Origin of the sequence: Proteus faecis (genome assembly GCF_030286765.1) — a bacterium.
GTDB lineage: Bacteria > Pseudomonadota > Gammaproteobacteria > Enterobacterales > Enterobacteriaceae > Proteus > Proteus faecis.
In genome coordinates, this window is the sequence record NZ_JASVWV010000006.1 from 95888 (window position 1) to 108493 (window position 12606).

The 12606-nt window shown below is 41.2% G+C and carries 13 protein-coding genes; 8 read left to right on the forward strand and 5 right to left on the reverse strand.

The window, feature by feature from the left end:
- Window positions 1–6 precede the first annotated feature (6 nt).
- From QSH13_RS09855 to QSH13_RS09885, 7 genes are all read left to right on the forward strand, one after another.
- Window positions 7–936, forward strand: coding sequence for a dihydrodipicolinate synthase family protein (locus tag QSH13_RS09855; RefSeq protein ID WP_109395946.1), 930 nt, complete (start codon window positions 7–9; stop codon window positions 934–936).
- Between the two features lie 22 nt (window positions 937–958).
- Window positions 959–2011, forward strand: a complete 1053-nt coding sequence (locus QSH13_RS09860; RefSeq protein ID WP_109395945.1) for a sialidase family protein — start codon at window positions 959–961, stop codon at window positions 2009–2011.
- A 20-nt stretch (window positions 2012–2031) separates the two neighbouring features.
- Window positions 2032–3006, forward strand: coding sequence for a tripartite tricarboxylate transporter substrate binding protein (locus QSH13_RS09865; RefSeq protein ID WP_228407144.1), 975 nt, complete (start codon window positions 2032–2034; stop codon window positions 3004–3006).
- A 61-nt stretch (window positions 3007–3067) separates the two neighbouring features.
- Window positions 3068–3529 (forward strand): tripartite tricarboxylate transporter TctB family protein, encoded by a 462-nt coding sequence (locus tag QSH13_RS09870; protein ID WP_109395944.1) that lies wholly within the window; start codon window positions 3068–3070, stop codon window positions 3527–3529.
- A gap of 19 nt (window positions 3530–3548) precedes the next feature.
- Window positions 3549–5066 (forward strand): tripartite tricarboxylate transporter permease, encoded by a 1518-nt coding sequence (locus tag QSH13_RS09875; protein ID WP_109395943.1) that lies wholly within the window; start codon window positions 3549–3551, stop codon window positions 5064–5066.
- 56 nt (window positions 5067–5122) lie between these two features.
- Entirely contained in the window at window positions 5123–6127 is a 1005-nt protein-coding gene (locus tag QSH13_RS09880; protein ID WP_109395942.1) for a LacI family DNA-binding transcriptional regulator, read from the forward strand.
- A gap of 246 nt (window positions 6128–6373) precedes the next feature.
- Entirely contained in the window at window positions 6374–6964 is a 591-nt protein-coding gene (locus QSH13_RS09885; protein ID WP_185901429.1) for a DUF4291 domain-containing protein, read from the forward strand.
- A gap of 50 nt (window positions 6965–7014) precedes the next feature.
- Here the strand turns inward: QSH13_RS09885 and metF are convergent, their stop codons facing one another.
- Window positions 7015–7914 carry a methylenetetrahydrofolate reductase gene (gene metF / locus QSH13_RS09890; RefSeq protein ID WP_098941645.1) on the reverse strand — a complete coding sequence of 300 codons (900 nt, stop codon included), beginning with the start codon at window positions 7912–7914 and terminating at the stop codon, window positions 7015–7017.
- 276 nt (window positions 7915–8190) lie between these two features.
- On the opposite strand from metF, the gene QSH13_RS09895 reads away from it, so the two are divergent.
- A complete protein-coding gene (locus tag QSH13_RS09895) occupies window positions 8191–8550 on the forward strand; it encodes a DUF488 domain-containing protein (protein ID WP_109395940.1) in 360 nt (119 codons plus the stop codon).
- Window positions 8551–8663: 113 nt separating this feature from the next.
- On the opposite strand, the gene glpD is transcribed toward QSH13_RS09895, so the two are convergent.
- The 4 genes from glpD to glpE form a co-directional block, all read right to left on the reverse strand.
- Window positions 8664–10157: a glycerol-3-phosphate dehydrogenase gene (glpD, locus tag QSH13_RS09900; protein WP_109395939.1), complete on the reverse strand. Its 1494-nt coding sequence runs from the start codon at window positions 10155–10157 to the stop codon at window positions 8664–8666.
- Between the two features lie 309 nt (window positions 10158–10466).
- A complete protein-coding gene (locus QSH13_RS09905; RefSeq protein WP_006534541.1) occupies window positions 10467–11225 on the reverse strand; it encodes a DeoR/GlpR family transcriptional regulator in 759 nt (252 codons plus the stop codon).
- A 38-nt stretch (window positions 11226–11263) separates the two neighbouring features.
- The gene (gene glpG / locus QSH13_RS09910) at window positions 11264–12103 is read right to left on the reverse strand and encodes a rhomboid family intramembrane serine protease GlpG (protein ID WP_109406756.1); all 840 of its coding nucleotides are present in this window, start codon (window positions 12101–12103) and stop codon (window positions 11264–11266) included.
- A gap of 19 nt (window positions 12104–12122) precedes the next feature.
- Entirely contained in the window at window positions 12123–12449 is a 327-nt protein-coding gene (glpE, locus tag QSH13_RS09915) for a thiosulfate sulfurtransferase GlpE (RefSeq protein WP_196543827.1), read from the reverse strand.
- Between the last annotated feature and the right edge of the window lie 157 nt (window positions 12450–12606).

The window sequence follows — 12606 nt, forward strand, 5'->3', positions numbered from 1 at the left end:
TTGATGATGAGTCAGCAAAAATACGTCGGTGTTTGGCCTGTTATGTTAACCCCTTTTGATGCCAAAGGGGAGATTGATTGGGCGTCATTAGAGCGTCTTGTAGATTGGTATATCGATTCCGGTGTACATGGTCTATTTGCCGCTTGCCAATCAAGCGAAATGTTCTATTTAAGTGATGAGGAGACTCAAGCACTTACCCGTTTTATCGTTGAGAAAGCAGATGGAAGAGTACCTGTAGTCGCTTCTGGTCATACTGCAACCGCATTAAGTCAGCAAAAAGAACAATTGCAGGCAATGGCGGGTACAGGCGTCGATGGCGTCATTATGATTAGTAATCGCTTGGCTCTAGTCGGTGAGTCAGATGATAAAGCGCTGGAAACACTGCAAGTCTTAACCAATGTGGTACCAAAAGAGATTGATTTGGGTATCTATGAATGCCCTTATCCTTACAAGCGCTTGTTATCTGAAGAGATTGTAGAGTGGTGTGCACAAAGCAATCGCTTTACTTTTATCAAAGATACGTGCTGTTCTCTTCCGATGATAGAACGTCGTTTGGCATTATCAAAAGGAACTCGCTTGCATCTTGCAAACGCCAACAGTCAAACGCTATTAGCTTCATTCCAAGCAGGATGTCAGGCATATAGCGGTGTTATGGCAAATTTCCATCCAGAGCTTTATGTTTGGCTTTATGAGAATTGGAAAGATAAACCAGAACAGGCTGCGGTGTTAGCGGATTATTTATCAACAGCAGCGATGACCGAAACACTGGATTATCCAGCATGCGCTAAATATTATCAGCGCCTGATTGGTAACTTCAGCACACTGGTCTGCCGTTCCCGTAACAGCAGTCAGTTTGAAAACTCATTTTTCCCTTCTGCCGTCAATAGCATGACTGCATTGGGTGAGAATATGAAGAAGTGGCTTTCGTTAGATTAATTTAGGACACAGGAGTAGGAATATGCCTTTCGTGATGAAGGAAACCCAGTTTGTGCTTGATAATGCACATTCACTTTTTAATCACTGCCATGCTTCAACGATTGTGCGTGTGCCTAACTCTGAGCGTTTGTTAACCGCTTTTTTCGCTGGTGATAAAGAAGGTAGCGGTAATACCGCTATCTGGCTAGTGATGAAAGAGGGTGATCATTGGCAACACGCTCAACCTGTTGTTAAAAATCCGGGTGTTGCGCACTGGAATCCAGTTTTACATGTTGACCCATCAACAGGTAATATCTGGCTGTTTTATAAAACGGGTCCCGATGTACATAGTTGGACGACCCAATACGTTATCTCGAAGGATGGCGGAAATAGCTGGAGTTTACCGAGTGAATTGGTTTCTGGTGATGTTACACCTAGAGGTCCTGTGAAAAATAAAGTGTTAGTGATGTCGAACGGCGAGTGGTTGGCACCAGGATCGGTTGAGGATGACCAATTCTGGGATGCGTTTGTTGATATTTCGAGTGACAACGGTCAACACTGGTTGCGAGTAGATATTCCAATTGAACATCATAAAGGTGAACAGGCGGAACATGAAATCTGGCAAGGTTTAAAGGACGATGCCTTATGGGAGACTGATCTACAACGCGTTTTTCAATGGGATGGCGTGATACAGCCAACACTATGGGAATCCCAGCCTGGGCATGTGCATGCCATGATGCGGAGTACGCGCGGTACTATTTATCGTAGCGATTCAACGGATTATGGGCGCAATTGGTGTCCGGCTTATGCAACAATATTACCAAATAATAATAGCGGCATTGATGTCGTCTCCTTCGCAGATGGTCAACTGGCATTGGTATATAACCCGAATTCAGGTAACTGGAGCCGTCGTTATCCTATCTCTGTCAGTCTTTCATCCGATAATGGCAGTACTTGGTCTGAACCATTCGATTTACTCGATGGGGAAGGCGAATTTTCATATCCGGCTATTATTGCTGAAAACAATACCCTGCACGTGACCTTTACTTGGAATCGAAAAAACATTGTTTATCAGCAGTTAATGGCTACTCAATAAAAATGTGGAGAAAGGGTTTTATGAAAAAGAGTCTACTCGCAGCGTTGGCGATTACGATGACACTGGGCATGGGGAACGCAGTTGCCCAACAGTTAACGTATCCTACAAAAAATATTGATGTTGTCATCCCGAAAAATCCGGGCGGTGGTACTGATACTTCTGCACGTACTATCATTGAATTTGCAAAAGACGTGATGCCAGCTGGACGTATTTTCGTTCCTGTAAATAAACCTGCTGGTAATGGTTTAACGGGGCTGATTGAAGTTGCTAATGCGCGCCCAGATGGCACAAAATTAGTGATGACAACAGTTGAACTGGCGATGTTCCCACACCAAGGAAAATCACCAGTTACTTATAAAGACTTCACTCCAATCGCAACAACTATCGCTGATCCAGTGGTGTTAGTGGTTAATGCTGAATCACCTTACACCACGTTACAAGAGTTTATCGATGGCGCGAAAGCAAATCCGGGTAAACTGAAAGTTGGTAACTCAGGTATGGGTGCTATTTATCACTTAGCGGGCGTTAATATCGAACGTACTACGGGTGCTAAATTTAACCATATCCCTTATAACGAAGGTACAGGCCCTTCAATTGCAGCTTTAGTGGGTAATCATATCGATGGCGTATTAACCACCCCAGGTGCTGTTAAGTCTCAAGTTGATGCCGGTATTCTGCGTGTTCTGGGTGTCATGGATGAGCGTCGCTTCCCATTATTCCCTGCTGTTCCTACTTTCAAAGAAGCATTGAAATTAGACACTAACGTGAAAATGCGTGCTTGGGCTGTATTAGCAACAACCGCTAATGTACCTGATAACGTGAAGAAAGAGTTAGTAGATGCATTCTCTGAAGTGGTGCAAAAACCTGAATATCAAGAAGCTCTGAAAAAACAAGGCATTATGCCTGTATTCATCACGGGTGACGATGCTTACCAAATGATGAAAGAAGACCACGAGATGTATGCTGAGTTAATTTCAACAACCCTGAAAAAATAACCTTTCTATTATTATAAACCACCCTACCTGTTACGGCAGGTAGGGTCGGGGAGATCCCGACATGACAAAAATCAATACAATCATCGGTGCGATTTCAGTGGCTTTCGGGGCACTTATTATCTATCTCTCCCGTGATATGAGCATGTTTGATGATTATGGTGTGCCTGGGGAGCGTTTTTGGCCTTATGGTCTTGCCATCTTATTTATTTTACTGGGGATTTTTCAATGGATCGGTGTTGTGATTGATAAAATCAAACATGTACACCAGTCTGTTGACCTGAGTTCTACTGCAGTTAAACGCGCTTACGGTTTAGGCCTCTTTATGTTGGTCTATGCCACAGGCCTGCACTTTTTCGGCTTTATTATTCCGTCACTGCTTCTTATCCCGATCATTATGTGGCTGATGAATGAAAGAAAACCTATTGCCTTGGTTGTTATCCCGGTTGTAATGGTTGCCGCCGTTTATGTCTTCTTTGACATTATCTTTAATTCACCTCTGCCAACCTCCGTCCTTTTTGAGTAAGCGGTAAAGGAGCTTTGAGATGGAAATATTAGACGCTTTAATGGTCGTTTTCAGTCTGGAAACGATAACGATGATCCTGTTGGGGGTATTCGCGGGTATTATTATCGGCGCATTACCAGGCTTAACAGTGAATATGGGGATTGCATTACTTCTCCCATTAACTTACTCCTTCCAAGGAATGACAGGGATCCTCCTATTATTAGGAATGTATTGTGGTGCCGTTTATGGTGGCTCAATTACTGCGATATTGATTAGTACGCCGGGTACTCCCGCTTCCGCTGCAACGGTATTGGACGGTTATCCAATGGCGAAAAAAGGGGAAGCAGGGCGGGCTCTGGGTTTATCCACGATGGGCTCTATGTTCGGGGGGATCTTTAGTACGATTGCCTTGATTGTTATTGCGCCGCAATTAGCAAAAGTAGCAACAGGTTTCTCGGCAGCTGAATATTTTGCACTCGCTGTATTTGGCATAAGTATTATTACCAGTGTATCATCGCAATCGATTGTGAAAGGATTAATGGGTGGTGCGATAGGGTTAGCGATTGCGACTATTGGACTTGATCCAATGACATCTGGGCCTCGTTTTACTTTTGATACCGTTTACTTAATGGGTGGGGTTTCATTTATTCCTATCTTGGTTGGTCTGTTTGCTTTTTCTCAGGGACTGATTAGTTTCGAAGAAGAGTACCGTGAGCGTAAACAGAAAAAGAGTGAAAAAATTAATGCACGTATTCAGCGTGTATTACCGACATGGGTAGACTTTAAACGAGTATTGCCAACTTATTTCCGTTCATCAGCTATTGGTACAACGATTGGTGCTATTCCTGGAACGGGTGGAGATATCTCATCATTTATTTCTTATAACGAAGCAAAACGTTGGTCTAAGCATCCCGAAGAGTTTGGTCACGGCTCACCAGAAGGTGTGTCTGCACCAGAAGCCGGTGCAAACTCAGTAACAGGCGGAACCATGGTGCCTTTAATGACCTTAGGTATTCCGGGTGATGGTGCAACAGCCATTATCATGGGTGCATTTATGGTTCAAGGATTGGCATTAGGGCCTCAGCTCTTTACTGACAATCCGGTTGAAGTTAATAGCATCTTCCTTGGTTTGATGATGGCGAATATTTTCCTCGGTATCTTAGGTTTCTTATGTATGAAACTCTTTGTTCGAGTGATGGATGTACCCCGTCGTGTATTAGTACCTATTATCTTTGTATTGTGTAGTGTCGGTGCTTATTCTGTAAACCACAGCATCATTGATGTGTTTGTGATGATGGGCGCAGGATTGTTAGCGTATATTATGATAAAGCTCGACTTTTCTATGTCTCCTGTGGTGATCGGGATTATTTTAGGGCCGATGGCAGAATCAAATTTACGTCGTGCTTTAATGATGTCTCAGGGTGATTTATCTATCCTGTATACGCGCCCGATCACAGCGACATTCTTAGGTATTGCGATACTGACGTTGATCCTACCCATTATTGGACCTTCGTTAAAAGCAATGTGGAAGAAATACCGAGCCAAACCAGCTCAGTAACGGTTAACAGGCCCTCATCATTACGATGAGGGCACAATATCAATGATGGAATATTAATGGCAAAAACAGTTGAACAGATTGCAAATGACCTGAATTTGTCTATTACCACAGTCAGATTGGTATTAAATGGCAAAGGTGATCAATACCGGATCAGTGCAAAAACGCAAAAGAAGATAGCAGATTATGTTGAGGTGTTTGGCTATACCGTCAATCATGCGGCTAGAAGCTTAAAGCTTAATAAAACAGATACCTATGGATTGGTTATCCCTCGTCTTTCTAACCCATTCTTTGCCGCTTTAGCGGAAAAATTAGAGATGCATTGTCACCAAATTGGTTGCCAGCTAACAATTAGTTGTACCTATGGTGATATTAAAAATGAGAATAAGCTTGTTAAATCAATGGACGAGCGCAATGTCGATGGCATTTTTATTGTTTCATCAAGCCGCAAAAATCAGCTACACCATGTTAAGCATCGTCAAAAGCCATTGGTATTTTTAGATAGAGATTTTTCTGTGAGTGGGGCTATTTGTGTCGCTTCAGATAACTGTGACAGTGGTGCTCAACTGACAAGAGCGATGATAAAGCAAGATGTGCCAATCCACTTTTTTGCCGGTGATGCATTATTACCAACCATCGCCGCTCGTTTGCGCGGTTATGTGCAAGCGATAAAAGGACATTATGGTGATGATAACCGGGTCACTGTCTCTTATGCTGAGCATAATACAACCAAAGATGGTGAGCAGATGATGAAACAGTATTTGGAGCAACATCAGCAAATACCCTCTCATTTTATTGCCTCATCATTGCCTATTCTTGAAGGTTTATTGAGTGTTATCCGTCAACGTGAAGGAAGTATCCCCGCTCATCTTCATATTGGTACCTTCGATGAGCATGTGATGCTCAGCTTTTTACCGAATAATGTGTGGTCAATGAAGCAGGATGAAGCGTTATTAGTCGAAAAAGCGTTTGAAATCATGACGGCAAAGATAGCGGGTACCACAGTCAAATCCCCAGCATTAATAAAAACGCAACTTATCGAGCGCTTAATTTCTCCCCAATGAGTTAATTAAATCGCTTATTCTTGTGAGCAGAATAGACGTTTTAATTGACTCATTTCTGTACAAATAAACCACAATCGTGACAGTCGTCGGTTTGTTTTATTGTTATTCTTTTTTATTTCTGTGGGCACGCGTTACGCTATTTATATAGCCTTATCAAAAATAGGGACTCTTGATTATCTGTAATCAGAGGCTCATAATTTAAGCGGATAGTTCCATTTTATTAATATAAAAGGATATTAAAGAAAGATGAACGATGATGTTGACCGATGTCCTGAGTGTGAAGTAAGGGCATATTATACGAATGATTTTGTTCGTGTTTATCAAGCCTATTCAAATACTATTGCTCAGAGCGCAGTCGCAAACGGAACATTTGTTTCGCCCCCTTTTAGTATGACCCGCATGACTTGGGTAAAACCTTCCTTTCTTTGGATGATGTACCGTTCTGGTTGGGGACGCAAAGACGCTAATCAAGCTTCTATTCTTGCAGTTGATATTACCCATGAAGGCTTTCAAGAGATGCTGACACAAGGTGTTGTGAGTCATTTTGATCCAGACCGCTATGTCAGTGCTGAGGCTTGGAAAGCAGCATCAGAAACCAGTAATATCCGTATTCAGTGGGATCCTGAACGTGATATTTATCTGAATCGACTCAGTTATCGCACTATCCAAATTGGTTTGCGAAATCAAGCAGTTGAAAAATATTGCAACGAGTGGATTGTGAATATTACGGATATTACCGATAAGGCACGTAAAATAGATGCTTGTATTGCTAATGGTGATCTCGACACTGCATACAACCTATTACCAGTAGAAAAACCTTATCACTTTGGTGAGTAATCTATCTCGATGTCACCCCGCTTAATTAGCGGGGTAATGGTAAGCTAGGATCAGGCTTGTACAAGTTCAGGACGAACACCGAGCGTATGGCAAATAGCATAGGTTAATTCTGAACGATTAAGTGTATAAAAATGGAAGTCTTTGACGCCTTCACGGCTTAAGATCTTCACCATATCGATAGCAATTGAAGCTCCGACCAGACTACGGGTTTCAGGATCATTATCTAACCCATCAAACATTTTATGCATCCAACCCGGAATTTTCACATTGGTTAAACCGGCAAAGCGTTTTAGTTGTTTAAAATTAGTGACAGGTAAAATGCCTGGCACTATTTCAACATCAATACCGGTTGAAACACAGCGATCACGAAAACGTAGATAGCTTTCGACATCAAAGAAAAATTGGGTGATCGCACGATTTGCTCCCGCATCGACTTTTCTTTTTAAGTTAATGAGATCCGCTTGCGCACTTTTTGCTTCAGGATGGACTTCAGGGTAAGCCGCAACGGAGATATCAAAATCACCCACGCCTTTGAGTAAATGAACTAAATCAGTGGCATACATATCGGGCTTTTGAGTGTTGTCCGGTAAATCACCTCGTAAGGCAACAATATGGCGAATACCACTTTGCCAATAATCTTGTGCGATATGTTGTAGTTCTTCACGGCTAGCATCAACGCAAGTCAAATGCGGTGCTGCTTCTAATCCTGTACGCTCTTTAATCCCTTTAATGATAGAGTGCGTTCTATCGCGCTCACCCGAGTTTGCACCATAAGTTACAGAAACAAAGCTAGGTTTTAAGGTATTTAAGCGCGCAAGAGATTGCCAAAGGGTATTTTCCATCTCTTCGGTACGAGGAGGGAAAAACTCAAAAGAAACTTGGATCTGACCATCAAGTTCGGCAAGATTTTGGTTTAATGCTTCATGTTGGCTTGCGTGATAAAAGCTCATACCTATACCTCATCAATCATGTCTCTGTGTTGTTATTCTTATTTAAGTATCACTACCTAGTCACCCATCTAACCATTTAGACGTCTAGATGTAGATTCTCTTAATTAGGTTATTTAGTCAACAATTATTCACCTATTTTTGATGAGGATAATTCAATAGAAATGAGAGAAAACTTCATGTTGAAGTTTTCTTTATAAAAAAAAGAGTCTCACTAGGCATTAGCCTGATAATTTTTCTTCTACAATTAATTGAAGTAACTAATTGACGAGAGGCGAAATGATCACCTGTAAACGTGTGTATAACGATAAAAATGGGACGAATGAAGGTTATCGTGTATTAGTTGATAGATTGTGGCCTAGAGGCGTGAAGAAAACCGATTTTCATTATGATGAGTGGAATAAAGAGGTTGCACCTTCGACTGAATTACGAAAATGGTTTCATGCTGGTGGGGGAGACTTTGCTGAATTTACGCAACGTTATATTAAAGAATTGACAGATAGGCCAGAACATTGGCAACCTCTCCTTTTGATAGCAAAAGAGCAACCCTTAGTATTACTTTATTCAGGTAAAGATGAGCAACAAAATAATGCAACGGTGCTAAAAGCTTTTCTAGAAAAGCAGTTAACTCATTGCTAATGATGGTAATTTCATCATTTTGATAAAAAAGCAAAAAAAGTGGCGCGGTATTAGGCGCCACAAAAATTGCTAATAAAAACATCGAACAGAGTCAGAGAATATTTTTGCTATTCTTATGCTGTGTGTGTATTTGCCACTAACCATTCACTAATACGTTGTTTTTGTTCGTCATTTAGCCACATGCCGAGTTTGGTACGACGCCAAATGGCATCATCAACTTCGATAACCCACTCATGTTTCACTAAATAACGCAATTCTGCTTCATACAGATTATGACCGAAGTTTTCGCCCATACCGGCTAAATCAGTAATGCCTTCAAGCAGTAATTCAGTATTACTACCATAAGTGCGGGCAAAACGCAGTGCCAGTGCTTCTGGTAACCAAGGATGACGTTGACGAATTAAACGTGAATAACCATCACGATCACAACCTTCTAAATTCCCACCTGGTAATTGACCATTTTTAGTCCACGGTTTGCCCATGTTAGGGAAGTAGCTTACGAGTTTATCAACGGCATGTTCACCTAATTTACGATAAGTCGTTAATTTACCACCAAATACAGATAATAGTGGTGTTTGACCATTATCATCGTGAACATCTAAGGTGTAATCACGGGTTATCGCTTGTGGTGAATCTGATTCGTCATCACATAATGGGCGCACACCAGAGTAATTCCAAACGACATCTTCTTTGGTTAACTGCTTTTTAAAGTGATCGTTATAAACTTTCAGTAAATACTGAACTTCATTGTCATCAATAGCGACATCTTTAGGATCGCCTTTATATTCAACATCAGTAGTACCGATGATAGAGAACTCATCCATCCAAGGAATAACGAACACAATACGGTTATCTTCGTTTTGTAAAATATAGGCTTGTGGTTCGTTATGGGCACGAGGAATAACAATATGGCTACCTTTAATTAAACGGATACCATAAGGTGATTTCAGTTTTAAGCCTTCGTCAAACAGTGTTTTAACCCAAGGACCTGCTGCATTGACAAGAGCTTTTGATTGATAGAGCGATGTTTCACCAGTACGTAAATCTTGTGCTTCTACCATCCACAAATTGTTTTCACGCCAAGCACGAGTGACTTTAGTGCGCGTGCGTACTTCACCACCATGGCGGACGATTTCTTGTGCATTGAGTACCACTAAACGTGCATCATCAACCCAACAATCTGAATATTCAAAACCGCGTGTTAATTCTGGTTTTAATACAGAATTTGCACCAAATTTAATCCCTTTACTGCTTGGTAAACTGACACGTTTTCCTAAATGATCATAAAGGAATAGACCAATACGGATCATCCAAGCTGGACGTAAATGTGGTTGATGTGGCAGGCGGAAACGCATTGGAAATGCGATATGTGGTGCTAAGCGTAATAACACTTCACGCTCTGCTAGTGCTTCGCTTACTAAGCGAAATTCATAGTGTTCTAGATAACGTAAACCACCATGGATCAGTTTAGAGCTCGCGGAAGATGTCGCACTTGCTAAGTCTTGAGCTTCCAGCATAAGTACTGAAAGGCCTCGGCCAGCTGCATCCGCCGCAATTCCAGCGCCGTTTATCCCGCCGCCGATGACAATCAAGTCTTGAGTTTTCATAACATCCTCCTACGAATGCGCGAAATAATTCTTTAATGTTCGTTTTCGCTCATAATTGTAATGAAGTTTGATGAAAATGCCAACTATATAACTGATAAAAAACATAACCGCGTGATATGGATAACAATTTATTATCATATCCACATCTTTTGTGGGTTTATTAATAATAAGCAACATTGTTAATGTGTTAATAAAAAAAAGCGTAGATAGATTAAAAATAAGAGTAAATAGAATGGGTTAATTAGAGTTTAGTTGGGAATAGGCGAAAAAAAAGTACCTGATAAGGTACTTTTTGAGGAATGGATTAAATTAACATAATTCGAGTTGAACGTTGTGTTGCTCAACAATTTTTTGGATCCCTGCTGGTGGTTCTTGATCGGTAAATAAGTAATCGATCAGATTCATATTACCTAAATTCACCATCGCATTACGACCAAACTTAGAATGGTCAGTCACCAACATTACACAGCGTGAGTTTTCGATAATTGCGCGTTTAGTTCGAACTTCATGGTAATCAAACTCAAGTAGAGAACCATCCATATCAATACCGCTTATCCCTAAGATACCGTAATCAAGACGGAATTGAGAGATGAAATCAAGTGTGGCTTCACCGACAATACCACCATCTCGCGTACGCACTTCACCACCCGCAAGAATTAAGCGAAAGTCTTCTTTGCCCATCAGTAATGTTGCAACATTGAGGTTGTTGGTCACGATACGTAGGTTTTTGTGGTTAATTAATGCATGAGCGACCGCTTCAGGCGTTGTACCAATATCAATAAATAGTGTTGCACCATCAGGAATTAAGCTTGCTACTCGTTGTGCGATACGTGATTTTTCATCAGACCACATAATTTTACGATCATGATAAGCTGTATTCACTGAGCTTGAAGGTAATGCCGCACCACCGTGATGACGTTGGATTTTGTTCTTTTCCGCTAGTTCATTTAAATCGCGTCGGATTGTCTGTGGGCTGACTTCAAAATGCTCCACCAATTCTTCAGTGCTGACATAGCCTTGTAGGCGTACCAGTTCAATGATGGCATCATGTCGTTGCGTTTGCTTCACAGGTATCCCCTAATGTTAAAAATATCATGTTAATTTTATTATGATCTACGAGATAATTGATGTCGATTATCCCACAAAGCCATCAATAAGCCGATAAGGAAGCCTGCAAAATGTGCAGTATTTCCGATAGAGTCACCTAAAACGCCCATATAACCCGCAACAATCCACAAAATCGAAAAGACGAGTAAGCCAGTTGGAGCACCAATACCTTTTTCTGGATTACGTATTCCCGTTAAGCCGACATAGCCAATTAATGCGTAGACAACACCGGAAAGCCCACCAAAATTGGACTGTGTAAACAGTGATTGTGCCCAATTACTAAAGAGCGCAGAAACGAGCATGATGACAAATAACTTACCTGTGCCTAATCGCTGCTCTGTTTGACTGGCGAGATACCACCACATTGCAAGGTTAAAGGCGATATGCATTAGTGAGAAGTGAACAAACGCAGGGGTGATATAGCGCCAAATTTCAAAGTTCAGGCTCTCTTTATAAGGCCATGCTAGATGGAGCATAACGTCATAATCGCCCACTACTTGTTGCCAAATAAAAATAAGAGCACATAAAATTACGACCAGCACTGTTAATGGACCTGATCGTTGCACCATATTTTTTATCGAAAAGGCTGGGCGATATTTGATACCTGTATTTTTTGGATCACCGGTTTGCCAACTTGCGGCTTGGTAACGTGGGTGAAAAGGCTCGCGTAAAAAAGTATTGAGTTCTTTTTCAACCATATCCAATTGATGTTGGTCTTCTAACCAAAGTGAGATCTGCTGATTTTCATTTTTTGTGTGAATTCGCACACCTTTCGTTGCCATATAATTGACAAATAAATCAGCCGCTTGAGGGTTAGAAAGCGTAATAATGTGGATCATTAACAAAACTCATCTGTAGTTATTGCAGAGAGGTTATCGCTTGTGGAAACTCTCTTAGCCATGCTTCAAAACCACCGTTAACACTATAAACGGTTTCAAAGCCCATATTGACCAGATATTGAGCTGCTCCTTGACTGCTATGGCCGTGATAACACATCACCATCACAGGCACATCAAAGTCAGCATCTTGTAAAAATGTGTTTAGCGTATCATTGGTGAGATGAAATGCGCCGGTAGCATGGCCCATGCGGTAACTCTGAGGATCTCTAACATCAACTAAGATTGCCGATTGAGATGTCCAGAATTGATAGGCTTGTTCAATGCTGAGAAATTGAAACTTATCCATAATTGTCTTATTTATTATATTGTTAATTGATTTATTTGTTCTGAGCGAGAGAACGGTACATTTATCATAACGTTAAATAGGTAAAGATGACGTTATACTTTGTAAATGATTATTTTAATAAACAAATCCCCCATGATATCCGTGCAGGTGAGTATCA

Excerpts from the sequence above, each read along its gene's own strand:
- QSH13_RS09855 (WP_109395946.1), top strand. The coding sequence starts at position 7 with ATGAGTCAGCAAAAATACGTCGGTGTTTGGCCTGTTATGTTAACCCCT.
- QSH13_RS09860 (WP_109395945.1), top strand. The coding sequence starts at position 959 with ATGCCTTTCGTGATGAAGGAAACCCAGTTTGTGCTTGATAATGCACAT.
- QSH13_RS09865 (WP_228407144.1), top strand. The coding sequence starts at position 2,032 with ATGAAAAAGAGTCTACTCGCAGCGTTGGCGATTACGATGACACTGGGC.
- QSH13_RS09870 (WP_109395944.1), top strand. The coding sequence starts at position 3,068 with ATGACAAAAATCAATACAATCATCGGTGCGATTTCAGTGGCTTTCGGG.
- QSH13_RS09875 (WP_109395943.1), top strand. The coding sequence starts at position 3,549 with ATGGAAATATTAGACGCTTTAATGGTCGTTTTCAGTCTGGAAACGATA.
- QSH13_RS09880 (WP_109395942.1), top strand. The coding sequence starts at position 5,123 with ATGGCAAAAACAGTTGAACAGATTGCAAATGACCTGAATTTGTCTATT.
- QSH13_RS09885 (WP_185901429.1), top strand. The coding sequence starts at position 6,374 with ATGAACGATGATGTTGACCGATGTCCTGAGTGTGAAGTAAGGGCATAT.
- metF (WP_098941645.1), bottom strand. The coding sequence starts at position 7,914 with ATGAGCTTTTATCACGCAAGCCAACATGAAGCATTAAACCAAAATCTT.
- QSH13_RS09895 (WP_109395940.1), top strand. The coding sequence starts at position 8,191 with ATGATCACCTGTAAACGTGTGTATAACGATAAAAATGGGACGAATGAA.
- glpD (WP_109395939.1), bottom strand. The coding sequence starts at position 10,157 with ATGAAAACTCAAGACTTGATTGTCATCGGCGGCGGGATAAACGGCGCT.
- glpG (WP_109406756.1), bottom strand. The coding sequence starts at position 12,103 with ATGATCCACATTATTACGCTTTCTAACCCTCAAGCGGCTGATTTATTT.
- glpE (WP_196543827.1), bottom strand. The coding sequence starts at position 12,449 with ATGGATAAGTTTCAATTTCTCAGCATTGAACAAGCCTATCAATTCTGG.